Source organism: Streptomyces sp. NPDC028907, from assembly GCF_055564995.1.
On record NZ_JBVHVE010000010.1, the window covers coordinates 281,643 to 306,875 of the forward strand.

21 protein-coding genes are annotated in these 25,233 nt (G+C 70.6%); 13 read left to right on the plus strand and 8 right to left on the minus strand.

The window, feature by feature from the left end; genetic code table 11:
- Window positions 1-6: 6 nt before the first annotated feature.
- Window positions 7-909: an oxygenase MpaB family protein gene (locus ACZ4UU_RS29610; RefSeq protein ID WP_471906423.1), complete on the plus strand. Its 903-nt coding sequence runs from the start codon at window positions 7-9 to the stop codon at window positions 907-909.
- Between the two features lie 82 nt (window positions 910-991).
- Here ACZ4UU_RS29610 and katG read toward each other — a convergent pair whose 3' ends face one another.
- From katG to ACZ4UU_RS29630, 4 genes are all read right to left on the minus strand, one after another.
- Complete coding sequence (gene katG / locus ACZ4UU_RS29615) at window positions 992-3,181, minus strand: catalase/peroxidase HPI (RefSeq protein ID WP_471906424.1); 2,190 nt, start codon at window positions 3,179-3,181, stop codon at window positions 992-994.
- A gap of 439 nt (window positions 3,182-3,620) precedes the next feature.
- On the minus strand, window positions 3,621-4,067 hold the full coding sequence (locus tag ACZ4UU_RS29620) for a DUF2267 domain-containing protein (protein WP_471906425.1): 447 nt from the start codon (window positions 4,065-4,067) through the stop codon (window positions 3,621-3,623).
- 88 nt (window positions 4,068-4,155) lie between these two features.
- Window positions 4,156-4,551, minus strand: coding sequence for a DUF2267 domain-containing protein (locus ACZ4UU_RS29625; RefSeq protein ID WP_471906426.1), 396 nt, complete (start codon window positions 4,549-4,551; stop codon window positions 4,156-4,158).
- A gap of 99 nt (window positions 4,552-4,650) precedes the next feature.
- Window positions 4,651-5,082, minus strand: coding sequence for an Hsp20/alpha crystallin family protein (locus tag ACZ4UU_RS29630; protein WP_471906427.1), 432 nt, complete (start codon window positions 5,080-5,082; stop codon window positions 4,651-4,653).
- 128 nt (window positions 5,083-5,210) lie between these two features.
- On the opposite strand from ACZ4UU_RS29630, the gene ACZ4UU_RS29635 reads away from it, so the two are divergent.
- From ACZ4UU_RS29635 to ACZ4UU_RS29645, 3 genes are all read left to right on the plus strand, one after another.
- Window positions 5,211-5,855 carry a type III effector protein gene (locus tag ACZ4UU_RS29635; RefSeq protein ID WP_471906428.1) on the plus strand — a complete coding sequence of 215 codons (645 nt, stop codon included), beginning with the start codon at window positions 5,211-5,213 and terminating at the stop codon, window positions 5,853-5,855.
- A gap of 84 nt (window positions 5,856-5,939) precedes the next feature.
- On the plus strand, window positions 5,940-6,398 hold the full coding sequence (locus tag ACZ4UU_RS29640; protein ID WP_471906429.1) for an SRPBCC family protein: 459 nt from the start codon (window positions 5,940-5,942) through the stop codon (window positions 6,396-6,398).
- A 216-nt stretch (window positions 6,399-6,614) separates the two neighbouring features.
- The gene (locus tag ACZ4UU_RS29645) at window positions 6,615-7,742 is read left to right on the plus strand and encodes a hypothetical protein (protein ID WP_471906430.1); all 1,128 of its coding nucleotides are present in this window, start codon (window positions 6,615-6,617) and stop codon (window positions 7,740-7,742) included.
- Between the two features lie 240 nt (window positions 7,743-7,982).
- Here ACZ4UU_RS29645 and ACZ4UU_RS29650 read toward each other — a convergent pair whose 3' ends face one another.
- Window positions 7,983-8,549 (minus strand): DM13 domain-containing protein, encoded by a 567-nt coding sequence (locus ACZ4UU_RS29650; RefSeq protein ID WP_471906431.1) that lies wholly within the window; start codon window positions 8,547-8,549, stop codon window positions 7,983-7,985.
- Between the two features lie 310 nt (window positions 8,550-8,859).
- Here ACZ4UU_RS29650 and ACZ4UU_RS29655 point away from each other — a divergent pair, with 310 nt between their 5' ends.
- The 3 genes from ACZ4UU_RS29655 (at window position 8,860) to ACZ4UU_RS29665 (ending at window position 12,985) form a co-directional block, all read left to right on the plus strand.
- Window positions 8,860-9,834 (plus strand): GNAT family N-acetyltransferase, encoded by a 975-nt coding sequence (locus ACZ4UU_RS29655; RefSeq protein WP_471906432.1) that lies wholly within the window; start codon window positions 8,860-8,862, stop codon window positions 9,832-9,834.
- Between the two features lie 196 nt (window positions 9,835-10,030).
- The gene (locus ACZ4UU_RS29660) at window positions 10,031-12,178 is read left to right on the plus strand and encodes a PP2C family protein-serine/threonine phosphatase (protein ID WP_471906433.1); all 2,148 of its coding nucleotides are present in this window, start codon (window positions 10,031-10,033) and stop codon (window positions 12,176-12,178) included.
- A gap of 153 nt (window positions 12,179-12,331) precedes the next feature.
- The gene (locus ACZ4UU_RS29665) at window positions 12,332-12,985 is read left to right on the plus strand and encodes a pentapeptide repeat-containing protein (protein WP_471906434.1); all 654 of its coding nucleotides are present in this window, start codon (window positions 12,332-12,334) and stop codon (window positions 12,983-12,985) included.
- On the opposite strand, the gene ACZ4UU_RS29670 is transcribed toward ACZ4UU_RS29665, so the two are convergent.
- Window positions 12,954-14,579, minus strand: a complete 1,626-nt coding sequence (locus ACZ4UU_RS29670) for a PucR family transcriptional regulator (RefSeq protein ID WP_471906435.1) — start codon at window positions 14,577-14,579, stop codon at window positions 12,954-12,956. The two genes, ACZ4UU_RS29665 and ACZ4UU_RS29670, sit on opposite strands and share 32 nt — an antisense overlap.
- A gap of 247 nt (window positions 14,580-14,826) precedes the next feature.
- Between ACZ4UU_RS29670 and ACZ4UU_RS29675 the strand changes: the two genes are divergently transcribed.
- The 4 genes from ACZ4UU_RS29675 (at window position 14,827) to ACZ4UU_RS29690 (ending at window position 20,858) form a co-directional block, all read left to right on the plus strand.
- Window positions 14,827-16,095, plus strand: a complete 1,269-nt coding sequence (locus ACZ4UU_RS29675) for an aspartate aminotransferase family protein (protein WP_471906436.1) — start codon at window positions 14,827-14,829, stop codon at window positions 16,093-16,095.
- Window positions 16,092-18,995 carry an FAD-binding and (Fe-S)-binding domain-containing protein gene (locus ACZ4UU_RS29680; protein ID WP_471906437.1) on the plus strand — a complete coding sequence of 968 codons (2,904 nt, stop codon included), beginning with the start codon at window positions 16,092-16,094 and terminating at the stop codon, window positions 18,993-18,995. Before ACZ4UU_RS29675 ends, ACZ4UU_RS29680 begins: the two co-directional genes overlap by 4 nt.
- On the plus strand, window positions 18,992-20,431 hold the full coding sequence (locus tag ACZ4UU_RS29685) for an NAD-dependent succinate-semialdehyde dehydrogenase (protein ID WP_471906438.1): 1,440 nt from the start codon (window positions 18,992-18,994) through the stop codon (window positions 20,429-20,431). Before ACZ4UU_RS29680 ends, ACZ4UU_RS29685 begins: the two co-directional genes overlap by 4 nt.
- Window positions 20,432-20,504: 73 nt before the next feature.
- Window positions 20,505-20,858 carry a cupin domain-containing protein gene (locus ACZ4UU_RS29690; protein WP_471906439.1) on the plus strand — a complete coding sequence of 118 codons (354 nt, stop codon included), beginning with the start codon at window positions 20,505-20,507 and terminating at the stop codon, window positions 20,856-20,858.
- Window positions 20,859-20,896: 38 nt separating this feature from the next.
- Here ACZ4UU_RS29690 and ACZ4UU_RS29695 read toward each other — a convergent pair whose 3' ends face one another.
- Window positions 20,897-21,640: an IclR family transcriptional regulator gene (locus ACZ4UU_RS29695; protein WP_471906517.1), complete on the minus strand. Its 744-nt coding sequence runs from the start codon at window positions 21,638-21,640 to the stop codon at window positions 20,897-20,899.
- 338 nt (window positions 21,641-21,978) lie between these two features.
- A complete protein-coding gene (locus ACZ4UU_RS29700) occupies window positions 21,979-22,725 on the minus strand; it encodes an IclR family transcriptional regulator (protein WP_471906518.1) in 747 nt (248 codons plus the stop codon).
- Between the two features lie 222 nt (window positions 22,726-22,947).
- On the opposite strand from ACZ4UU_RS29700, the gene solA reads away from it, so the two are divergent.
- Both solA and ACZ4UU_RS29710 read left to right on the plus strand, forming a co-directional pair.
- Window positions 22,948-24,147, plus strand: coding sequence for an N-methyl-L-tryptophan oxidase (gene solA, locus ACZ4UU_RS29705; RefSeq protein WP_471906519.1), 1,200 nt, complete (start codon window positions 22,948-22,950; stop codon window positions 24,145-24,147).
- Between the two features lie 2 nt (window positions 24,148-24,149).
- Window positions 24,150-25,211, plus strand: coding sequence for a succinylglutamate desuccinylase/aspartoacylase family protein (locus ACZ4UU_RS29710; RefSeq protein WP_471906440.1), 1,062 nt, complete (start codon window positions 24,150-24,152; stop codon window positions 25,209-25,211).
- Window positions 25,212-25,233 lie beyond the last annotated feature (22 nt).

Genomic DNA, 25,233 nt, shown 5'->3' on the forward strand with positions numbered 1-25,233 from the left:
CCGACCGTGCTGACCGCAGTCCGCGAACAACTGGGCCAGGCCCTGTTCCGGCGCGTCGCAGGACCCGACGGCCCGGCGACACGCGCCCGCATCCACCACACCCCCGGCCCGCGCTGGTTCGGCCCCGACCGCCCGATCCGCACGGTCCACGGGGACACCTCGATGTTCATCGGCGGGCTGAGCGCACTGCTGCTCCAGTCCCTCCACCCGCTCGCCATGGCAGCGGTGGCCGGGCACTCCGGCTACCGCGGCGACCCGTGGGGCCGGCTGCAGAGAACCAGCACCTTCCTGGCCGTGACGACCTACGGAACCGCCGCCGACGCCCAACGCGCGGTCGACCACGTCCGCGCCATCCACGAACACATCCGCGGCACGACGACCGAGGGAACGCCCTACCACGCGGCCGACCCGCATCTGCTCGGCTGGGTCCACGCCGCCGAGACCGAGAGCTTCCTGCGCGCCCACGAACGCTACGGAGCCCACCCCCTCGACGCCGCCGCCTACGACGCCTACGTCGCCGACACCGCGCGGATCGCCGAAGCACTGGGCGTGCTCGACCCCCCGCGCGACCGCCATGAACTCGCCGAACGGCTCACCGCCTACCGACCCGAACTGCGCGCCACCCCCGAGGCCCGAGCCGCCGCCCGCTTCCTCCTTTTCCAGCCACCCCTGCCCCTTGCGGCACGCTTCTTCTACGGCGGACTGGCCGCCAACGCCGTAGTCCTCCTCCCACCCTGGGCCCGCGCCATGCTGTGGCTGCCGCGCCTGCCGTTCGTCGAGGACCTCGCCGTGCGTCCCACCGGCCAGGCCCTCACCCGAACCATCCGCTGGGCCATGACCCCACAACGCCCGTCCGTCCCGCCCGAGCAGCTGCTCGACGGCGGTTCGCAGACCGGTCCGTCCTCCTGAGCGTGCGGCTCGGGCGCGACATGGAAGCGGCCCTTCCCGGGCCCGTGGCGACGAGTCCACTGGCCCGGCCCGGCCATCGGGTTCAGGACAGGTCGAACCGATCGAGGTTCATCACCTTGGTCCACGCGGTCACGAAGTCACGTACGAACTTGGCGCCCGCGTCCTGGGCCGCGTAGACCTCCGAGACAGCTCGGAGCTGGGAGTTCGAACCGAAGATGAGGTCGACCGCCGTGGCGGTCCACTTGAGTTCACCCGTGGCCCGGTCCCGGCCTTCGAACACGTCCTCGTCCGATGCCGACGCCTTCCACTCCGTCCCCATGTCGAGCAGGTTGACGAAGAAGTCGTTCGTCAACGTCTGCGGCCTGCTGGTGAAGACGCCGTGCGTCGAGCCCTTGAAGCCCGTGCCCAGGACCCGCATGCCGCCGATCAGCGCGGTCATCTCGGGAGCGGTCAGCGTCAGCAGATTGGCGCGGTCCAGCAGGAGGGTCTCCGGCGACAGCTTCTCGCCGGCCCGGAGGTAGTTGCGGAACCCGTCCGCCCTGGGTTCGAGTACGGCGAACGACTCCACGTCGGTCTGTTCCTGCGAGGCGTCCGTACGCCCCGGGGCGAACGGCACGGTGATGCTGTGACCGGCGTTCTTCGCGGCCTGCTCGACGGCCGCGCATCCGCCCAGGACGATCAGATCGGCGAGCGACACCTTCTTGCCACCGCCCTGGGAGCGGTTGAAGTCCTGCTGGATCTGCCCGAGTTTCTGCAGCGTCTCGGCCACCTCGGGCAGGCGGTTGACCTCCCAGTCCTTCTGCGGCGCGAGCCGGATCCGTGCCCCGTTCGCCCCGCCGCGCTTGTCGGTGCCGCGGAAGCTCGCTGCCGCCGCCCAAGCGGTGGTGACCAGCTGGGAGAGGGACAGCCCAGAGGCGACGATCACGCCCTTGAGCGCGGCGACGTCCTCGTCCGCGACGAGTTCGTGATCGACCGAGGGAACGGGGTCCTGCCACAACTGTGGCTCGGCGACCCACGGGCCGAGGTAACGCGTGACGGGTCCCATGTCGCGGTGCAACAGCTTGTACCACGCCCTGGCGAACGCGTCGGCGAGCCGGTCCGGGTTCTCGTGGAAGCTCTTCGAGATCGGCCCGTACACCGGATCCAGCTTCAGCGCGAGGTCCGTCGTCAGCATCATCGGCGCGTGCCTCTTCGACGGATCATGGGCGTCGGGCACCGTGTCCCTGGCCGCGGGATCCGTGGGAGTCCACTGCTTGGCCCCGGCCGGGCTCGTCGTCAGCTCCCACTCGTACCGGAACAGAGTGTCCAGGTACCCGTTGTCCCACTTGGTCGGTTCGGGAGTCCACGCTCCCTCCAGCCCACTGGTGAGGGTGTCGCCGCCCTTGCCGCTGCCGTACGTGTTCCGCCAGCCGAGGCCCTGCTGCTCGACAGGGCAGGCCTCGGGCTCCGGACCGATGTACTCGGGGGAGACCGCGCCATGGCACTTGCCGAAGGTGTGACCGCCGACGATGAGCGCGACCGTCTCCTCGTCGTTCATCGCCATCCGCCCGAACGTCTCGCGAATGTCGCGGGCGGCGGCCAGTGGATCCGGATTACCGTTCGGCCCTTCGGGATTGACGTAGATCAGCCCCATCTGCACGGCGCCGAAGGGCGGGGCGAGTTCCCGGTCGCCGCTGTAGCGCTCGTCTCCCAGCCAGGTGTCCTCCGGACCCCAGAAGATTTCTTCGGGTTCCCAGATGTCCTCCCTTCCGAACCCGAACCCGAACGTCTTGAACCCCATCGATTCCATGGCGCAGTTGCCGGTGAAGACCAGAAGGTCTGCCCAGGAGATCTTCTGGCCGTACTTCTGCTTGACCGGCCAGAGCAGACGGCGCGCCTTGTCCAGGCTCGCGTTGTCCGGCCAGCTGTTGAGCGGGGCAAAGCGCTGAGCTCCGCTGCCGCCACCACCCCGGCCGTCGGCCACACGGTAGGTGCCCGCGGCGTGCCAGCTCATCCGGATGAAGAGCGGCCCGTAGTGCCCGTAGTCGGCAGGCCACCAGTCCTGCGACGTCGTCATCACGTCGATGACGTCCCGCTTCAGCGCGTCCAGGTCGAGGGTCGCGAACTCGCTCGCGTAGTCGAAGTCCTCGTCCATCGGATTGGAACGCGAGGAGTGCTGGTGAAGAATCTGGAGGTCCAGCTGATTCGGCCACCAGTCCCGGTTCGTCCTGGGCCGAGTCGCCGTCGGGGTCGGAGACGCGATTGCTGGGTTTTCGCTTTCGCTGCCGGACACGTACGTCCCTCTTTCTGTTCTGGTGTTTCCGCGCGCAATGCCGATGATCGTGAGGTGTCGGCGTTGTCCGTATGGTCGCGCACCACAAAGCGCACCGCGACGAAACACGCAGAGCACGCCCGCACAACAACCGGGCGGGAAGAGGAAGCTTTTCCGCTCCCGCCTCGGATTACGGCACGAGCGGAATCCGGGTCAGTCGAATCCGGGTCAAGCCGAATGCGAGTCGAGCCGAATCCGGGCCGACGCGATGCCGGCATGCCGAATCCCGGCCGGGGGAACTGGCCGGGGACTCACACCTGCATCATGTGCCCGACGCCCACGGGCGATTCGGCCGCGGGCGTGTCGGAAGGCACTCCTCAGCCGGCGCGGGAGGGAGGCCGGGGGCCGCCGCAGTGCGAGGGGCGGCCGCTTCCGGCAGGCGGCTGGGCCGTGGGCGGTGTCAGGCAGCTTCCTTGACGGGTTGGGTGAGTTCGGCGCGGCCGAAGAGGAGCGCGTAGCCGGGAGGGAGCTGGTGCAGGATGCGAGTGAGCAGCTCGGGGCCGGCCAGGGCGGCGACGGTGGTGAGGACGGATCCGGTGTCCCATCGGGTCGTGGCGAGGGAGGCGCCGGTGCGGGCGGCGAGGTCCTTGACGAACGCCCAGCCGGTCACAGGCTCGGTGTCGGGGATCTGTTCGGCCAGGATGCGCGCGGCCTCCCGAGGAAGGCGTGCGGCGAGTTCGACGCGCTCGTCGCCGGTCAGCCGGCGGCCCAGTCCCGCGACGACCAGGCGGACGGCTTCCTCGGCGCGCTCCCGGGTGGGGTAGGCGCCTTCGTAACGGACCTTCTCCAGCATCTGCTCGAACGTGGGCGCGGAGGGCTGCTGGAGTGGTGCACGCCGGTCGGGCATCACTGCGGTGATCGCCTTTCTGTCGGTCTTGGCAACGGTGCCCGGCAGGGGAGCGCGGGCACCGGATGCACGGGGTCGTCAGGGGTGGTCAAGTGGACTGTGCGCTGCCGAAGAGCAGGTCGTAGCCCGCGGGGAGCTGGAGCAGGATCTGCCCCAGCAGGTCCTGGCCGGCGGCGTCGGCGACCGTGCTGAGGACGGCGCCGACGTCCCAGGCCGCGGTCTGGGCGGTGGCTCCCTCGATCCAGGCGGCCGTCGCCCGCACGAACCGCTCCGGTGACAGCGGTTCGGCGCTGTGCATCGGGTTGAGCAGGATCAGCGCGAAGTCCTCCGGCAGGCGCGCCGCCAACCGGGCGCGCACCTCGCCGACCAGGTGCGCGCCCAGCAGGGCGAGCACCACACGGGCCGCGCGCTCTGCCTCATGCCGGCTCTCGTATTCGCCGCGTTCCTGGACATGGTCGAGGAACGCTTCCCGTCGCAGCGTCACGCCGGCCGCCCCCTTTCTCGGGCAGGGCGGGTGCGCGGGACGGGCGGGGACCAGTCCAGGTGCCCGCCCCGCGCCGCCGCTCGTCCCGGGTCGTCCGGCTCAGCCGGAGATCTCCTTGCGGGAGGATTCCCCGCTGATGGTGATCTTGCGTGGCTTGGCACGCTCGGCGATCGGGATGCGCAAGGTGAGCACCCCGGATTCGTAGTCGGCCTTGATGTGCTCGGTGTCGAGGGTGTCGGCCAGTACGAGCTGCCGGGAGAAGACGCCCAGCGGCCGCTCCGAGAGTTCCATCTGCACGTCGTCGGCCTTCGCCACGGGCCGGCGCTCGGCCCTGACGGTCAGCATGTTCCGCTCGACGTCGATGTCGATGGCCTCGGTGCTGACGCCGGGAAGGTCGAAGGCCACGACGTACTCGTCACCCTCGCGGTAGGCGTCCATCGCCATCGTGGACGGCCGTGTCCAGGTGCCCGGACTCATCAGCTGCTGGGTCAGCCGGTCGAGTTCGCGGAATGGGTCGGTGCGCATCAACATCGCGAAACACCTCCAGAAGGTTCAGGGCAGTACCTGCCAATGCGCCTCGTGAAACCGTTGTAACATGTCATCCAATGGATGACAAACAAGATGTCGTCGAAAGGATGACGACCCGGAGAGGGGTGCCCATGACAGCGTCCGGCCGGCCGACCCAGACCCCGTCCCCTGCCCCCGCCAGCCCACAGAACCCGGCTTCCTTCCTCGCGGCCGCGGCGGCTCTGGAAACCATCAACGACGCCCTGAGCGCCGCACAGCGCGAAACGTCCGGCCCCACCCCGGACGCCCGGCACACCGAGGCGGAGCAGGCGCTGGCCTCTCTCCTGCTGCTGCGGCAGATCCGCGAACAGCTCGCCGGATGGGAAACCGGCCTGATCGAGACAGCCCGCCACGCAGGCGCCAGCTGGGCCGACCTCGCCCACCCCCTCGGGGTCGCCAGCCGCCAGGCCGCAGAGCGCCGCTACCTGCGCAACCGGCCCGGCCCCGCCGGCACCACAGGTGAACAACGCGTCCAGGCCACCCGCGAACGCCGCGCCGCCGACCGCAACCTCGCCACCTGGGCCCGTGAGAACGCCGCCGGACTGCGCCGCATCGCCGGCCAGGTCACCGCGCTCACCGACCTGCCCACCGACGCCCGCCACCCGCTCGACCAACTCCACGCGGCCCTCGCCCAGGACGACCCCGCCGCCCTCATCCACCCCTTGAACGCCACCCGCCCCCACCTGACGACCGCCCACCCCCGTCTCGCCGACCAGATCGACACCCTCCTGGGGTGAGGGGCGAGCACTCGGGCCGGTGACCGGCGTCTCTTGTAGAGGCCGGACACGTGGGTACTCGCGGCGGTGAAAGGAGGCAACGACATGAGCACGGTCAAGGAAGCAGTGGAGGTCGAGGTCCCCCTGGGTACCGCCTACAACCAGTGGACGCAGTTCGAGGAGTTCCCCAACTTCATGGAAGGCGTCGAGGAGGTGAGGCAGCTCGACGACCGCCACAACCACTGGACCACCAAGATCGGTGGGATACGGCGTGAATTCGACACCGAGATCGTCGATCAGCTCCCCGACGAACGGATCACGTGGCGCACCACCAGCGGTGACACCCGGCAGAAGGGCACGGTCCGTTTCCAGCGGGTGGACGACACCCACACCCGGGTGGAACTCGTGATGGACGTCGAGGCGAGCGGCGCCGCGGAGAAGGCCGCCGATGTGCTGGGGACCATCGACCGGCGCGTCAAGGGCGACATGCGGCGCTTCAAGGACTACATCGAGCAGCGGGGGAGCGAAAGCGGAAGCTGGCGCGGCCGCATCACACCCGGTTGAACACGCCCTTCGTCCGGCGGTCGGGTCGGGGATGCCGCGGGGGCGGTCGGCCTTTCGTATCCCCAACCCGACTGACCGCGACGGCACATACGCACTACGCCGAATTCTGACCGGCCCCGAGTCGCACGCTTCGCCTCCAGGCGGACACCACCGCCGTTGTGTGAGGATGCGGCGATGGTGTGGCTTGGGAAACGCGGGAGCAGCCCGGTCGGGCAAGTGGCCGCGACGGTGGCCGTGGCTGTGGTCCTGGCGGGTACGGCGTCGGCGCTGACCGCTTGCGGCCCGGGCGGTTCCAGCGGCGTCGGCGACGGGGCCGCGGGGGACCGCGAGGCACGGTACAGACGTGTCATCGAGGACGCCCACCCCCGCCCTGCCGATGTGATCGAGGCGGCGGGCGCGCCGACCGGCGTGGTCCGCGCGGACGACGGCTCCCTGCTGTTGACGTACGACGCCGGCAACGTCGAGGACGACGAAGGGCCGGCCGCCACGGCCTGGCGGATCGTCGGCCCTGACGGCCGTACGGTGGCCGAGCGGGCGGAACACGCGGACGCGGAGGCGACACCGCCCACGTTCAAGGCGGTGCGCGGGGGCTTCGTGCGGCTGCCACCGGGAGAGGACGCCAAGGGCGCGTACGCTCTCGACGTACGCGGCAAGCGACGCGAGGTCGTGATCACCGGCGACCCGGTGTCCCCTCGCCCCGGTGACGTCCTGCTCGCCGAGGTGGAGCCGTCCCTCATCTACCGCCCTGCCACGCGTACCGTCGCGCCCCCGGCCGCGGTGCCGGAGGACGCTGTCCGCCTCGCCGTGGACGAGAAGGGCACGGTATGGAGCCTGGACCAGCCCTTGACCGAGGACCCCGAGCGCGTCGTGTGGCAGCGCGAGGGCCGCACCCTGGGCTCCCGGGCTGTTCCGAAGCCGTACGCAGGGGGCGTCCTGGCCGCGCGGGGTGGGGCCGCGGCGCTGTCCCTCATCGACGACCAAGGTGTACGCGGCCTGCTGGTGACGACGGACGGCGGCACGCACTGGCACACGCTCCTCGACGGCGGTATCCCCTTCCGGGACTTCGAACATGACCCGCAGTCACTGGTCCTCGAACTGCTTGCGGACGGACGGCTGCTCGTCGGCGAGGAAGGCGGCCGCTACTGGCTCGCCGCCGACCACACCAACCGCGACTTCCACGAGCTGAGGACACCGGCGGCCTTCACCTCGCTGACGGTCGAGGGCACGGTGATCTACGGCATCGCGGACGCGACGACGGCGACGTACGACCTGGTGAAGGGCGAGGGACTGTGGATCTCTCGCGACGGCGGCCGCGGATGGCGGCACTACGAGCAGCTCGGATAGCGAACGCCCTGCATGGCCGGGCGGCCGCGCAGGGTGCGGGAAGGAGGGCCTGCCCGGCCGGGCCGAACCAGCCGGACAGGTCCCGGCCTCGAGGAGAACTCAGCGACCGCATCCCGTACCTGCTCACCCTCCAGCACGCCCCGGCCGTGGACGCGCCCGCGGGCGAGACGTACGAGCCTGGGGTACGCCGGGGCAAGGAACAGATCGACGTTCTGACCGTTCAGGCGCCATCAGGATCCGTCAGGCACGGGCGAGTTCGGCAGCGCCGAAGGAGACGTCGAACCGGTCGCACCAGATGCTCACGCTGCTGAACCGGGCCGGATCGATGTTCTCGGGCACGACATAGTTCTGGTTGCCCTTGTTGCCCTTCAGCTTGCCGAGGCTGATGTGATCGCCGTCGTCGAAGACCCCCCAGCCGGCCCAGCCTTCCTTCACTGGTGCGTCCGTCAGCCATACGCGCAGATCCGGCCCGTTGCTGGTGTCGAGGTCCTCCAACCGAACGACATGGGAACCATCGGACAGCCGCACGAGCCTGACCTTCCCCGACGTCGAGTGCTCGTGACTGATGAGTTCACCGCTCGCCAGCGTCACGGGCCCGGTCGGAGCCGGCGCCGATGGCTCCCCGGACGGCACCTGAACCGGTGCCTTCGAGGAGTTCACCGTTTCGGGCAGTGCCTCCTGGACCGTCTCGTCCTGCCACAGCTTCCAGGGCTGGAACCAGTACAGCCCGAATCCGGCCCCCACAACAGTCAGCACCAGTACCCCGATCACCCATGGCCTGGCCAGCACTGTCCGCACCCGCCTCATCCTGCCCCTCCTTCGAAAGCCGTCCGTCGTCACCTACATTGAACGGACCGAACGGCCCTCCTGACGCCGCGAGCTGATTACAGAACACTTACGTCGTCGTCCCTCGCCAACGGTCGGCGCGCGCCGGCCGCGGGAGCCAGACCCGTCGCGGCGACCTGCCCATCCGCACAGCAGGGCCACGACGCCTGCTCCAAGCCGCGCTCGCCCTGATCACCGGCCGCTCGATCCTGGAGGTACCGCCGGACCTGTCGCTTCGCCCGCGGCGCACGTCCGTGGTGCGATGGAACCGGGGCGGGAAAGGAGCGCGATCATGCCCGCAGCGAAGCATACGAATGTCGCCGCCTCGGTGTCGGTCCGCCCGTTGGTCGAGCCGGACCTGGATCGGGCCGACGCGATCTTCAGGGTCGCCTTCGGGACCTTCCTCGGGGCCCCTGAGCCGGAGACCTTCTTCGGGAGCGCCGACTATGTCCGCACCCGCTGGGCCGCCAATCCACACGCGGCCTTCGCGGCGACCGTCGAGGGCGAGGTCGTCGGATCGAACTTCGCCGCCCACTGGGGCAGCGTGGGGTTCTTCGGCCCGCTGACCGTACGTCCGGACCTGTGGGACCAGGGCATCGGCAGACGCCTCATGGAGCCTGTCATGGCCTGCTTCGACACCTGGGGGAACCGCCACCTCGGCCTGTTCACCTTCTCGCACAGTCCCAAGCACCTGGAGCTCTACCGCCGGTACGGTTTCTGGCCCCGATTCCTTACAGCCATTATGAAGAAGCAGGTCGCCGTCAGCGCCGCAGTCCCCGGCCGAGTGCTGTACGGCGAGCTGACCGCCGCTGAGCGGCCCGAGGCACGGAGCCTCAGTCGCGCACTGACAGGGGCCGTGTACGAGGGCCTGAGCTTGGAGCGCGAGATCATGGCCACCCAGGCGCAGGGCCTCGGTGACACCATCCTCCTGGAGGGCGCCGACTCCGGCCTGGACGGTCTGGCTGTCTGCCACTGCGGAGCGGGGTCGGAGGCCGGTGAGGACGTCTGCTTCGTCAAGTTCGGCGCCGTACGCCCTGGCCCGGACGCCGCGGACCGGTTCGAACGACTGCTGGACGCGTGTGAGCAGCTGGCCACCGAGAAGGGGCTGGGGCAACTGGACGCCGGAATGAACCTGGCCCGCCAGGACGCCTACCGGCACATGGTCGACCGCGGTTTCCGTACCTGGCTGCAAGGCGTGACCATGCACAAGCCCAACGAACCCGGCTACAGCCGCCCAGACGCCTACGTGATCGACGACTGGCGCTGAGTCCACGCGCTGAACGACGTGTCGGCGGACCGGCTGCTATGGATGCTGCTCCACAGTGGACGGCGTATTGTCCCAATATGGGTGGTGCTCGCGTGGTGCGGCCCGTGGCTCGGGTACGGCCATGGCCGAACATCGCGCTCCACCGTGCCCGGACTCCTTCAGCGTCCACTTTCGGTGCCTGGTGAGGGGTGAGGGCATGCACCAGCACACGGCCGCCTCGACCGCTTCCGGCATGGAAGGGGTCGAGGCCGTCCTGGCCGACGTTCTGCGGAACACCGGCGCGTCGGTGGGCCTGCTGTATCTGTTGCCGCCGGGCGGGCGTGTGCTGCGGCTGGCCGTCTCGGCCGGGGTCTCGCGGCAGCTCACCGCCCCCTGGGCGCAGATCGCACTGGAAGACCCTATTCCGGTGGCGGACGCGATTCGGCAGCAGCGTCTGGTGTGGCTGGCCGGCCAGGAGGAGATCGCGCGCCGCTACCCGCGGCTGGGCATCGTGCTGTCCTACGACGTCATGCTGGCCGCGGCCCCTTTCAGCGGCGGCACGCGAGCGTGGGGCGGGATCGTGCTGCTGTGGCCCATCTGGCACCCCTCGGAGCTGAGCCCGTACGAGCAGGACGCGATCGCCCTCTGCTGTCGACGCGCGACGCTGCTTTTGCAGCGGGCGGCGGACAGCGGCCGTCCGCTGCTGCCCGAGGATCGGCCGCGCCTGCTGCCGCCGGTGCGCACCCTCGAAACCGACCCAGTCCAGGCGGCGGCCGCGCTCGACTACACCGAGCGGGTCCCGACCGGGTGCTGCGCACTGGACATGGACGGCAGAATCGCCTACATCAACCCTGCCGCGGGCGACCTGCTGGGAGCCGGCGCCGGAGCCCTGCTGGGCACCCGGCCCTGGGAAGTACTGGCCTGGCTGCGTGACCCCGTCTTCGAAGACCGCTATCGGGCAGCCGTGATCAGCCGCCGACCCACGTCCTTCACTGCTTTGCGCCCACCGGATCAGTGGCTGTCCTTCCAGCTGTACCCGGACGACCGGGGAATCAGCGTCCACATCGCCCCCGCCTCGACCGGTCCCGCTCCCGCGGCCGGCTCCGGGCAGCGTCCCGAGCCATCCGTGGAACAGGTCGGTGCGGTCGCTCTGTACCACCTGACGCACCTGGCGGCCACGCTCACCGAAGCCGTCGGGGTCAGCGACGTGGTGGAGCGCGTCGCCGACCAGCTCGTGCCCGCCTTCGGCCCGAAGGCCATGGCCCTGATGGCGGTACAGGACGGCCGCCTGCACATCCTCGGCCATCGCGGATATCCCGCGGAACTCATGGCCCGCTTCGACGGTGAGCCACTGACCTCGCGCACTCCGGCAGCGCAGGTTCTCAACACCGGGATCCCGACCTTCTTCGCCACCTTCGCCGACCTCAAGCGGACCTACCCTCCGGCCGTCCACCAGGACACCATGGCGGCATGGGCATTCCTGCCCCTGATCACCTCCGGCCGTACCGTCGGCTCCCTGGTCCTCGCCTATGACCGGCCTCGCCCATTCCCTACGCCGGAACGCGCCCTTCTGACCTCCCTGGCGGGACTGATCGCCCAAGCGCTGGACCGTGCCCGCCTGTTCGACGCCGAGCACAACCTGGCCCGAACCCTGCAAACCGCCCTGCTGCCCCGCGGCCTGCCCCACATCCCCGGCCTGGAGGCCACCGCCCGCTATCTGTCCGCCGACCGCCGCACCGACATCGGCGGCGACTTCTACGACCTCATCCACTACCGCCCCACCAGCGCCGCCGCCACCATCGGGGACGTCCAGGGACACAACATCCAGGCCGCCGCCCTCATGGGACAGGTCCGCACCGCCGTCCACACCCAGGCCGGCGCCGCCGCACCACCGGCGGACGTCCTCGCCCGGACCAACCGCCTCCTGATCGACCTGGAACCCGGCCTGTTCGCCAGTTGCCTGTACGTCCAACTCGACCTCGCCCTGCACCGCGCCTGCCTGGCCACCGCAGGCCACCCGGCACCGTTGGTGCGCCACCCCGACGGCCGCACCGAAGTCCTCAACCTGACTCCCGGGCTTCTGCTGGGAATCGAGCCCGACGTCGACTACCCCGTGACCGAGATTCCCCTCCCGCCGGGAACCGTGCTGGCTCTCTACACCGACGGGCTTGTCGAATCCCCCGGCGCCGACATCGGCGACGCCACCCGCAGCCTCGCCGAACAACTCGCACGTGCGGGACAGCAAAGCCTCGACGGTCTGGCCGACGCCCTCCTCCACCACGCCGAAGGGTCGGCGCCGCGTCACGACGACATCGCCCTCCTCCTGATCCGGGCAACAGGCGACGTACCGCCCGACGGTGCGTGACCGTCCGCCCCGCCGGCCCCGACGCCGACATCGCCTACGAGTAGCTGTGAATGGACTGCCGACGGCACAGAGGTCATCTGCCGACATCAACTTCTGCTCTGACTATCGGTGTTCGACGGTCGGGGTGGTGCGGCGCGGGCCAAGCTGTCCGGCATGAAGCCGAAGGTGGAGCGCACGATCGCCGTACCGCTCTCGTTGTACGAGCAGAGCCAGGAGCAGTTCGAGTACGCCAGGAAGAAGGACAGAGAGCAAGCCGCTCTGACCCGCGAAGGTCACGTCACCGAACGCTACGCGGAGGCGATCAAACTTCTGTCCACGCCAGCCGACAGTGGCCTCATGAGCCGACTGGGAGGCATCTACTCACTCGAACGGATCATGAGGGACTCGGAGAAGGACTACAACACGGTGGTCCAAAGGATGACGTCCAGGCCGCACTCTCGGTACTGGTGCGCCGTCCCAGCGGTGGAGAACAACCGCTGGACCTGTCGTTCACGGACCTCAGGCGCGCCGATCTGTCACAGGGCTCGTGCCGTACTCGCCTTCGCGCAACTGGCTGCCGTCGACTTCACTGACGCCAACCTGACGAACGCGGATCTGAGGGGCGCAGACCTCGTGGGCGATCGGCTCGGCGCGCGGATCTCGGTCGAACAACTCCGTGACACCGAGTTCGACGCCTCGACCAAGCTGCCGCTGCACGACTACGTGGGCCACCAGGCGAACGACGCCTTCGCCGACAACCAGGACTTCGCGGCCGTGCCGCGCACCGGGATTCCGGTCAGCCGGCTCTCGACACGTCGAGTGCCGTGAGTGCCACGTGGAGCTCGGTGCGCTGGTCGCCCGATTCGAGGTCGCGGGCGAGGAGACGCTCGATGGTGCGCAGCCGTTGGTACATGGTCTCGCGGGAGAGGCCGCCCCGGCGGGCGGCGGTCGTCTTGTTGCCGGCCGCGTCGAGGTAGTGGCGCAGGGTCGTCAGCAGATCGGTGCCGTGCTGGGTGTCGTGGTCGATGAGGCGCCGGAGCTGCCGTTCGGTGTACTCCTGGATCCGGGCGTCCTCACGGACGGCGTACAGCAGGCGGCGCAGACCGATGTCGGACAGCTCGTGGAAGGAGCGGTCCGGCGGGAGGGGCTGGTGGGGCGGGGTGGCCTCGGCGACGCGGGCCGCCTCGCGGAACGAGCGGGCGGCGTCGGTGAGGTCCGTGACCTCGGAGCCGACGCTCACGACCGCTTCCGGGGCCAGGCTCAGTACCGTGCCGGACAGGCGCTCGACGAGGGGGCGCCAGGTCTGGGAGGTGCGCAGAGCCAGCAGGACGCCGAGGCGGTCGGGGGCCAGTTCGCCGACGAGGGCCCGCACGCCTGCCGTTCTCAGTTCCTGCAGCAGACGGGACTCGATCTCGGTTCCCCCTTCCCCGGCGCGCAGGTCCACCAAGGTGGCGACGAAGCGGCTCCGGGCGGTCGGCAGGCCCAGTGCCGAGCAGCGGGCGCGGGCGTCCTCCGCGGAGCGGTGGCGCTGCTCCACGAGGTCGCGCAGGGCGTTCCGGTGCGCGGCGCGTTCCCAGGGAGTGGGGTGGATGAGGCGCGCGACGGTCAGTGCCATCGCGGTCCTCTCCAGCAGGGTGATGTCCTCCGGCCCGAAGGTCGCTCCTTCGGTGCGTGCCGGGAGCATGGCCACACGACCCCAGCGCTCGCCCTGGTACTCGACGGAGGCGGTGAGCCAGCCCTCCGGACCGCGTACCGCTGTGCTGTCGCCGGGCCCGGTCGCCCTGGAGCGCCGTTCCCAGTCGGCGAGTGCCTCCTCGACGGTGAGCCCGGACGGCTCGCAGATCAGGGCCTGGTGCACCAGGTTCTCCAGGACGACCGTACGCCCACTCATCTCCGCCGCCGCTCGCACCACGTCCTCCGGCCCGGCACCGCGCAGGGTCAGGGTGGTGAACGCCTCGTGGATGCGCTGCGTGCGGCGCATCGCCTCCGCCTGGTTGCCGAGCAGGAGCGCGTGCACGACCTGGGTGACCTCCAGGAAGTTGACGTCCTTGGCCAGGGTGACGAGGGGCAGGCCGCGCCGGCGGCAGGCGTCGACGAGCGCGTCCGGCGGGCGGTGGTAGCGGCGTACGAGTTCGATGACCAGGGCCGCGGCCCCGATGTCCGCGAGTTCGTCGACATACCGGCGCACGCCGACCGCGTCCTGCGGCAGGGGCATCCCGGTGGTGAGGACGAGTTCGCCGCCCTTGAGGAACGACGCGGGGTCGGTCAGCTCGGTGATGTGGACCCAGCGGACCGGACGGTCCAGGTGCGCCGCGCCGGTGACGACATGGGGCCGTCCGGCGGCCAGGACGGGAAGCGCCAGGACGTCGGCCACGGTGACCGGACGGGTGGGCCCCTGGCCGGCCGGGTGGTTGTCGTTCACGGTCTCTCCAAGGGTTCCTGCTCGAACTCGGCCCGGAGCCCGGGGGAGTGCCCGGCCACTGTGACAAGCGTCTCTGACCTGCGCAAGACGGTCCATGAGCGGTCGGTTCCAGGCGTGCCCCCGATGAGGCTGACACAACGTCCGGATGTCGCCTCCCGGCCGGACAGATCGCGCGTTGGCGGGTCCCCGTTGCGCCGAGATGCTCGAAGGACCGCAGCAGACCGAACACCGAGGCCGGGAGACGAACATGACCGCACTGTCGCCGCACCTTCGCCAGGCCACGCCCGTGGTGGCGGCCCGGGGCGAGGGCGTCCACCTCTTCGACGAGGACGGCCGCCGCTACCTCGACTTCACCGCCGGCATCGGCGTCACCAGCACCGGTCACTGCCACCCCAAGGTCGTGGCGGCAGCTCAGGAGCAGGTGGGATCACTGATCCACGGCCAGTACACGACGGTCATGCACCAGCCCCTGCGACGACTGGTCGAGAAGCTCGGCGAGGTACTGCCGGAAGGGCTCGACAGTCTGTTCTTCACCAACTCCGGCAGTGAGGCCGTCGAGGCAGCGCTGCGCCTGGCCCGCCAGGCCACCGGCCGGCCCAACGTCATCGTCTGCCACGGCGGCTTTCACGGGCGTACGGTGGCCGCCGCCTCGATGACCACCTCCGGCACCCGCTTCCGGTCCGGCTTCTCCCCGCTGATGAGCGGCGTGGTCGTCACGCCCTTCCCGTCCGCCTACCGGTACGGCTGGGACGAGGAGACCGCCACCCGCTTCGCCCTGAAGGAGCTCGACTACACACTCCAGACGATCTCCTCGCCCGCGGACACGGCCGCGATCATCGTCGAGCCCGTCCTCGGCGAGGGCGGTTACGTCCCAGCGAACCGCGCCTTCATGGAGGGCCTGCGCGAGCGCGCGGACCGTCACGGCTTCCTGCTCGTCCTCGACGAGGTGCAGACCGGTGTCGGCCGTACCGGCCGCTTCTGGGGCCACGACCACTTCGGCGTGACACCCGACATCCTCGTCACCGCCAAGGGCCTGGCCAGCGGCTTCCCGCTGTCGGGCATCGCCGCCTCCGAGGAGCTCATGACCAAGGCGTGGCCCGGCTCGCAGGGCGGGACGTACGGCGCGAACGCCGTCGCCTGCGCCGCGGCCTGCGCCACCCTCGACGTCGTACGCGACGAGAAGCTCGTCGAGAACGCCGAGGCGATGGGCCAGCGGCTGCGGCAGGGTCTGGAGGCGGTGGCCGACCGGACACCGGGTATCGGCGACGTGCGCGGCCTCGGCCTCATGCTCGCCACCGAGTTCGTCACCGAGGACGGCAGCCCCGACCCCGAGACCGCGGCCCGCGTCCAGCGCGCCGCCGTCGACGAGGGCCTGCTCCTGCTGCTGTGCGGTGCCTGGAACCAGGTGGTGCGCATGATCCCGGCGCTCGTCATCGACGAGACCGCGGTGGACGAGGGCCTGCAGGCGTGGGCGACCGCGGTCGAGGCCGGCACATCGGGCGCGGCACGGCGATGACGGACACCACCACGGCCCTGGAACGGCTGGTCGCGCGGCTCACCGAGTCCGCTCCCGGCCTGCGGGTGGAGACCGGCCCCGGCTCCACCGGTCTCTACGCCTACGACGCCTCCAACTACCGGGTCCCGCCAAGGGCCGTGGTCTTTCCCCGCAGCGCCGCCGACGTCGTCGCGGTGCTGCGGGCCTGCCGGGAGACAGGAGTCCCGGTCACCGCACGCGGCGGCGGCACCAGCATGGCGGGCAACGCCGTCGGTCCCGGCGTCGTGCTGGACTTCTCCCGCCACCTGAACCGGATCCTGGACATCGACCCGGTGGCCCGCACCGCGCGCGTCGAGGCCGGAGTGATCCTGGACGCCCTGCGGTCCGCGTCCGCCCTGCACGGGCTCACCTTCGGCCCCGACCCCTCCTCGCACAGCCGCTGCACCATCGGCGGCATGATCGGCAATGACGCGTGCGGCAACCGGTCCGTCCGGCACGGGCGCACCAGCGGGCACATCGAGGCGTTGGAGATCGTGACGGCCGACGGAGTGCGGGCCGTCGCCGACCGCACCGGACTGCGGGCCGCCGACCCGGACGACACCGACGCCGTCCGGCGAGTCGCCGGCCTGGCAGCGGACGTACGCCGCCTGATCGACGGCAACCTCGCGTCGATCCGCACCGAGCTGGGCCGGGTACCCCGCCAGGTCTCCGGCTACCAGCTGCACCACCTGCTGCCCGAGCACGGCTTCGACATGGCCCGCGCACTGGTGGGCACCGAAGGCTCCTGTGCGGTCGTCACCGCAGCGACGGTCCGCCTGGTGGCGACCGCACAGGCCTCCACCCTCCTCACCCTCGGCTACGACGACGTGGTCGACGCCGCCGAGGACGTCCCCGAGATCCTGCGGTGGAACCCCACCGCCGTGGAGGGCATGGACGAGGCGATCGTCGCCACCATGCGGGCCCGGCGCGGCGCGGACTCCGTCACCGGACTCCCCGAGGGGCGTGCCTGGCTGTACGTCGAGCTCGACGGCGACGACCAGGCGGCCGTCGACGCCCGCGCCGCCGAACTGCTGGACGTGCTCAAAGCGCAGGGACGGATGACCGGTGGGCGGGTCGTGCACAGTCCGGCCGAGCGGCGCTCGCTGTGGCGGGTCCGCGAGGACGGGGCAGGGCTCGCCGCCCGCCTGGTCGACGGCGGGGAGTCCTGGCCCGGCTGGGAGGACGCGGCCGTCGCCCCCGAGAACCTGGCCGCCTACCTGCGTGACTTCCGCAAGCTGCTCGCCGCGCACGGCCTGACCGGCGTGCTGTACGGGCACTTCGGCGCGGGCTGCGTCCACGTACGCATCGACTTCGACCTCGCCACGGACACGGGGCGGGCCGCCACCCGCCGGTTCCTCTCCGAAGCCGCCGCCCTGGTCGTCGAGCACGGCGGAAGCCTGTCGGGCGAGCACGGCGACGGACGGGCCCGGGGCGAGCTGCTGGAGGTCATGTACAGCCACCGGATGACCCGGACGTTCGCCGCCTTCAAGGAGATCTTCGACCCCGAGGGCCTGCTCAACCCGGGCGTCATCGTGGCCCCGGCCCGTCTCGACGCCGACCTGGCGCTGCACACCCCCTCCGAAGTACTGCCCGTCGAGACTCTCTTCTCCTTCCCGCACGACGACGACGGCTTCGCGGGCGCCGTACGCCGCTGTGTCGGGGTCGGCCGCTGCCGCAGCGACGTCGGCGGCGTGATGTGCCCCAGCTACCGGGCCACCGGGGAGGAGAACGCCTCCACCCGCGGCCGGGCCCGGCTGCTCCAGGAGATGGTGCGCGGCGGAACCGTCCAGGACGGCTGGCGCTCCTCGGAAGTACGTGACGCCCTCGACCTGTGCCTGTCCTGCAAAGCCTGCTCCAGCGACTGTCCGGTCGGCGTCGACATGGCCACGTACAAGGCGGAGTTCCTCCACCAGCACTACAAGGGCAGGCTCAGACCCCGCTCCCACTACTCCCTCGGCTGGCTGCCCCTGACGTCCAGGCTCGTCGGCTACGCGGCCCGCCCGGTCAACGCGCTGCTGCGCGGACCCGTCGGGAAGCTGCTCGCGCGCCTCGGCGGTGTTACCACGAAACGCCGGATCCCGGCCTTCGCCTCACGGCACGCGCTGCGCCGGGCCCTGCGCACGGCGAGGACCGGCGAACCGGCGAACACGCTGCTCTTCGTGGACAGCTTCACCCGCGCCTTCCGTCCCGAGGTCGCCGGGGCCGCGAGCCGCGTCCTCGCCGACGCCGGCATCCCGTGCACGGCCGAGGACGACCTGTGCTGCGGCCTGACCTGGGTGAGCACCGGACAGCTGTCGCTCGCCCGCCGCATCATGGCCCGCACCGTCGCCCACCTGGACAACGGCGACGACCGGCCCATCGTCGTGGCCGAACCCAGCTGCGCAGCCGCGCTCAAGCGCGACGTGCCCGAACTCCTCGGCACCGACGCCGCCCGGCGCGTCGCGGCCCGCGTCCACACCCTCACCGGAGCCCTGACCGACCTCGCCGCACCCGGCTGGGCGCCACCGGAGCTGCCGGACAAGGTCGTGCTGCAGACGCACTGCCACGAGTACGCCACCTTCAAGGGCCGCCACCCCCGCGACCTGCTCGGCCGCCTCGGCGTGACGAAGGTCGACGAGGCCGAGGGCTGCTGCGGACTCGCCGGCAACTTCGGCTTCGAGGAGCAGCACTACGACACCTCGATGGCCGTCGCCGAGCTCGCCCTGCGGCCGCGTCTCGACGACGTGGACCCGAAGACGCCGGCGGTCGTCGTGGCCGACGGCTTCAGCTGCGCCACCCAGATCGACCACCTCGCCGGAGACCGGGGTATTCGCGCCCTGCACCTCGCGGAACTGCTCGACCCCGCCGCCGACCGACCCGGACAACCAGGAGAGAACTCATGACCGACACACCCACGCAGTTGTTCATCGGCGGCACCTGGGTGGACGCCGCGGACGGCGCCACCATGCCCGTCGACGACCCTGCGACCGGCGAGGTCCTCTGCCATGTCGCCGACGCGGGCCCGAAGGACGCGGGGCTGGCCGAGGAAGCGGCCGTGCGGGCGCAGGCGGAGTGGGCGCGTACGGCGCCCCGGGCGCGCAGCGAGATCCTGCGCCGCGCCTACGAGATCATCATCGAGCGCACCGACGAGCTCGCCCATCTCATGACGTCCGAGATGGGCAAGCCGCTGGCGGAGGCCAGGGGAGAGGTGGCCTACGCGGCCGAGTTCTTCCGCTGGTTCTCCGAGGAGGCGGTGCGTATCGACGGCGGCCTCGCCACCTTGCCGGACGGCCGCAACCGCATGCTGCTCTCCCGCCGTCCGGTCGGCCCCTGCCTGCTGATCACCCCATGGAACTTCCCGCTGGCCATGGGCACCCGCAAGATCGGCCCGGCGGTCGCCGCCGGCTGCACGATGGTGCTCAAGCCCGCTCCGCAGACCCCTCTGTCCAGCCTTGCCCTCGCCGCGATCCTCAAGGAGGCCGGGCTGCCGGACGGCGTGCTGAACGTCGTCACCACCTCCCGTGCGGGGGAGGTGTGCGAACCGCTCCTGCGCGGCGGGCGGATTCGCAAGCTGTCCTTCACCGGGTCCACGGCCGTCGGGCAGCTGCTCCTCGCCCAGAGCGCTCAGGCGGTCGTACGGACCTCGATGGAGCTGGGCGGCAACGCGCCGTTCGTGGTCTTCGAGGACGCCGACCTGGACAAGGCCGTGGACGGTGCGATGGTCGCCAAGATGCGCAACATGGGTGAGGCCTGCACGGCCGCCAACCGCTTCTTCGTGCACCGGTCGGTGGCGCAGGAGTTCGGGCGGCGGCTGGCCGAACGGATGGGCGCGCTGGTCGTCGGTCCGGGCACCCGGGACGGCGTCGACGTCGGCCCGCTGATCGACAGGACGGGGCGCGCCAAGGTGGAGGAGCTGGTCGCCGACGCGGTGGAGCGTGGGGCGCAGGTGCTCGTCGGCGGCCGTAGGCCCGAGGGTCCCGGCTGCTTCTACCCGCCGACGGTGCTGGCCGACGTCGATCCCGGCAGCCGCCTGATGGGCACGGAGATCTTCGGCCCCGTCGCGGCGATCCTCACCTTTGACGACGAGGACGAGGTGATCCGCCGGGCCAACGACACCCCCTGGGGTTTGGTCGGCTACGTCTTCACCGAGGGCCTCGACCGTGCCCTGCGGGTGAGTGAACGGCTGGAGGTGGGCATGGTGGGGCTGAACACGGGTCTCGTGTCCAACCCGGCCGCGCCCTTCGGCGGCGTCAAGCAGTCCGGGCTGGGCCGCGAGGGCGGCCGGGTGGGGATCGACGAGTTCCTGGAGTACCAGTACCTCGCGGTGCCCGTGCGATGAAGGTGTTCATGCCCAGGCCGATGGATCGACCGAGGCCGCGGCCACCAATTCTCAAGTCCAGGAAAGAAGGAACATGTCGCTCCTGAAGACCATCGACACCCATCCCTCCTCCCCGCCGCACCGGTCCGGCCCACTGCCGGAACGTCTGGTTTCCGGCGACCCCGCATTCATGACCTGGCCGCAGGACATCGCCCGCGGGGAGATGATCCATACGGGAGTCTGGGAAGCGACGCCCGGCGAGACACGCTCGATCAAGGGCGAGACCTTCGAGTTCTGCCACATCCTTTCCGGCGTCGTCGAACTCACGCCGGAAGGCGGCGAGCCGGTGGTCTACAAGGCAGGCGACAGCTTCGTCATGAAGCCGGGCTTCGCCGGTGTCTGGAAGACCATCGAAACCGTGCGCAAGATCTACGTGATCGTGAAGTGACGCCGAAGCGCGACGCCCGCCTCCCGCGGGGAGGGACGTCAGGCCAGGTGCCGGGCGGTGATCTCCGCCGCCGTCTCGGCGACCAGCCGGCCCAGCTCGGGCAGCCGTCCGGACTCGAAGCGGGAGTCGGGCAGCGAGACGGCCACGGCGGCCAGCGGTGTGTCCGCTCCGTCGAGCACGGGTGCCGCGATCGCGCAGACCCCCTGCAGGTACTGGTTGTGGTTGACGGCGTAGCCACGCTCTCTCACGCGGTGGAGTTCCGCCCGCAGTCGGTCCGGCTCGGTGATGGTCTCCTCGCCGTAACCCTCCAGCGTCCCCGCGGTGACCTCCGCTATCTCGGACTTCCCCAGGTGGGCCAGGACGGCGTTCCCGGCGGCGGTGGCGTGCAGGGGTGAGGTGTCGCCGATCGTGTGGAAGGTGCGTACGGCGTGGTCGCAGTCGACGCGGTCGACGACGACCATGCACTGCAGTGCGTCCGGTACGGACAGGTGGATGGTCTCGTTGAGTGCGTCGCGGAGCCGGATCATGGGTTCCCGGGCTGCGGCGAACAGGCTGGAGCCTTGGAGGGCGGCGGGTCGTACGGCCAGGACGCGGGCGCCGATCTCCCAGCGGGTGGTGTCCTTGCGGTTGGCGCGCAGCCAGCCGGCTTCCGCCAGTGTTACCAGGGTGCGCTGCACGGTGGACTTCGGCAGTCCGAAGATCTTCGTCAACTCTCCCACGGTCACGGGCTGATGCTGGGCGACCGCCTCCAGGACGCGCAGCGACCTGGTGACGCTCTTCATTTCCATCCGATGCCCCCTCAGGCCTGTGGATTCCTGTTCTCGCCGGGTGACTCCAGCAAGGGGTCACCGTCATGGTCGTGCCGGATGTTAGCACAGCGTTCCACAATATGGCACGATTGGCAGGGCGTGAAGGTGAATCCCGATTCCCCGCGGCGATGGACAGCGGCAGGGCTCTGACCGTGCCTGCCGTGCCGTGTGGTGCGGCCGTCCTGTGCCCGGCCTTCCCCCCCGGCCGGGCACAGGATCGTGGCTGCGGTGACGCAAAGCCGAGGGCCGGCTCGCGCACTGGCGCGTGCGAGCCGGCCCGCGGTCGACGGCTTGCGGCCGTCGACTGCCGTTCAGATGCCCAGGCGGCGCTGTGAGATCTCCGCGGCCGTGTCGGCGGCGAGGCGGCCCCACTTGGGCGCGCGTTCGCTGTCGTACCGCGCGTCGGGCATGGAGATGGCCACGGCTGCCAGCGGGGTGCCGTCCTCGTCGAGCACGGCGGCGGCGACGGCGCAGACGCCCGGCCGGTACTGGTTGCGGTTGATCGCGTAGCCGTCGGTCCGGATCCGCTCCAGCTCGGCTCGCAGCTCGTCGGGCTCGGCTGGGGTCGTGTCGCTGAACCGCTCCAGCCCTGCCGTGATGAGTTCTTCGACGTCCCGCCTCGGAAGGTGGGCCAGGACGGCGCGTCCGACGGCGGTGGCGTGCAGGGGTGAGGTGTCGCCGATCGTGTGGAAGGTGCGTACGGCGTGGTCGCAGTCGACGCGGTCGACGACGACCATGCACTGCAGTGCGTCCGGTACGGACAGGTGGATGGTCTCGTTGAGTGCGTCGCGGAGCCGGATCATGGGTTCCCGGGCTGCGGCGAACAGGCTGGAGCCTTGGAGGGCGGCGGGTCGTACGGCCAGGACGCGGGCGCCGATCTCCCAGCGGGTGGTGTCCTTGCGGTTGGCGCGCAGCCAGCCGGCTTCCGCCAGTGTGACCAGGGTGCGCTGCACGGTGGACTTCGGCAGTCCGAAGATCTTCGTCAACTCTCCCACGGTCACGGGCTGATGCTGGGCGACCGCCTCCAGGACGCGCAGCGACCTGGTGACGCTCTTCATTTCCATCCGGTTTCCCCCTGTTAATCCTCGAAAATTCTGCTGGACACCCTCTTGACTCCCCTCTGGGCCACTGCCATTCTCTGTGCCAGATTCTAGCACAGCATTCCACAATGTGGCACGGCCCGCCGGGAGATCCCCCGAAGGTGAGCCGGACTGCGAGACGCGGCGGTTGCGAGCCTCAGGCCCACAAGGAGGACCTGGCTCCCGCCCAAACCATCTCGAATCGAACAGCCTCACGTCGAAGGCCCAGCATGCGCCTCGGCGAGACGAAAGGAAAGTTCTGTGTCAGCTGCCAGGAAGCGCGTCGCGGTGGTCGGCGTCGGAACGATGGGCAGCCAGGCCGCCTGGCGGCTGGCGGCCCGCGGCGCCGAGGTCGTCGGATACGACCGCTACGCACCCGGTCACGACCGCAGCGCCGCAGGCGGCGAGTCCCGGATCTTCCGCAGCGCGCACTTCGAGGACTCCCGCTACGTTCCGCTCCTCAAGCACGCCGACGCCCTCTGGGAGAAGCTCCAGCGGGAGACCGGCCGCGAGCTGCGGCGCCTGACCGGGTGCCTGCTCATGGGACCGACCGAGCAGCAGCAGATGGCCACCGTCCTCGAGTCGATCGCGGAGCACGACCTCGACCACGAGGTGCTGGACGCCGAGACGCTCGCCAAGCGATTCCCGCAGTACCGCATCGAGGACGGTGACGCGGCCGTACTCGACCGCCGCGCCGGGTTCATCCGCCCGGAACTGACGATCCAGACAGCCGCCCGCCGCGCCGAGCGACTGGGCGCCGTGATCCACCGCTACAGCACGGTCCGCGAGATCGTTCCCGTCGCGGGCGGCGTGGAGATCCGCACCGACTCCGGCAGCGAGCGCTTCGACACCGCCGTCGTCACGCCTGGCCCCTGGGTCAACGACCTGCTGCCCGACCTGCCGTGGGAGGTGGAAGTCCGCCGCCTCGTCAGCGCCTGGTACGTGCCCACCGCCCCCGACGCCTGGTTCGGCGAGGAGCGCCCGGCGTTCATCCGTACGGCGCCCACCCACTGCTACGGCCTGCCCTCCCCGGACGGCATCTCGGTCAAGCTCGGACTGTCCCGCGCGCTGCACCGGCTCGCCGACGACCCCAACCAGCTGGACCGCACCGTGCACCCCGAGGAGCTGGACATCTTCTCCGAGCTGATCGGCCGCTACCTGCCCGATCTGCACCCGGACCCGACCCGCCTGTCCGTCTTCATGGAGGGATACACCGAGAGCAGCCGCCCGCTGGTCGGCCCGCTGCCAGGCGCCGAGAACGTCATCCTGCTCGCCGGCTTCTCCGGCCACGGCTTCAAACTCTCGCCCGCCTTCGGCGACATCGCCGCCGACCTCGCGCTGGACGGCGCCTCGCCCCAGCCCATCGACTTCATCTCCACCGTCGGCCGTACGGAGGCATGAGCATGAACGACATCACCCTCGCCGTCGGCTCCCTTCAGGCCCAGCCCGGCACCAAGGCCCGTGGCACGGTCCAGGCGGACCTCGGCACCCTCACCGTGGACATCCCGTTGATCCTCGTCAACGGCTCCCGCTCCGGCCCCCGAGTGGTCATCACCGCGGGTGTGCACGGCGGCGAGTTCCCGCCCATCGACGCCGCCGTGCGACTCGCGGACGGGCTGGAACCCACCGAGGTGCGCGGACAGGTGATCATCTGTCCGGTCGCCAATCCACCCGCCGTGTACCAGGGTCGGCTCAACATCTCCCCGGTCGACGGCGTGAACCTCAACCGGGTCTTCCCCGGCGACCCGGCCGGCGGTCCCACCGAGCGGCTGGCCGCCTGGCTCTTCACCCACCTGGTCGACGCCGCCGACGTCTACATCGACCTGCACTGCGGCGGCATCGACCAGGTCCTGCGGGACTTCGTCGGCTACCGCCTCACCGGCGACCCGGACCTGGACAAGGCGACGGCCGAACTGGCAGGCTCCTTCGGCATCGAGGACGTCATCCTCGGACTGACGCCCGAGGGCGGCAACAGCCACGCGGCCGCAGCCCGCCGGGGCATCTCGGCGGTCCTCGTCGAGGTGGGCCAGCTCGGCCAGCGGGACGAGGCCACCGCCCTCCGCCGTGTCGACGGCCTGCTGAAGGCACTTCGCCATGTGGGCGTCCTCGACCAGGACGGTTCCGCCCCGGCCTCGATCCGCACATGGGTCTGGTCCGCCGGCGTCACCACCGAGGCCACCGGCCTGTGGTACCCGGAGTTCTCCTTCGACGCCGACGTCATCGGCGAAGTCGCCGAGGGCGAGCTCCTCGGCCGCATCGTCGACCCGACCGACGGCACGGAGCACACCGTCCACGCCCCGGCCGACGGCCGGATCTTCTACGGCATGCACGGTCTCACCGTCGCCCCCGGTACCGAACTCGCCGCCCTCGCCGTCCCGTGGGACCCCGACACGACCGCGCGGGCCGACATCCTCCGGGGCCCCGGTCTGGGTGCCGGATCCGACGAAGCGGATCCCCGCCCCTAGACCCCCATTTCAGCCGCCCCCC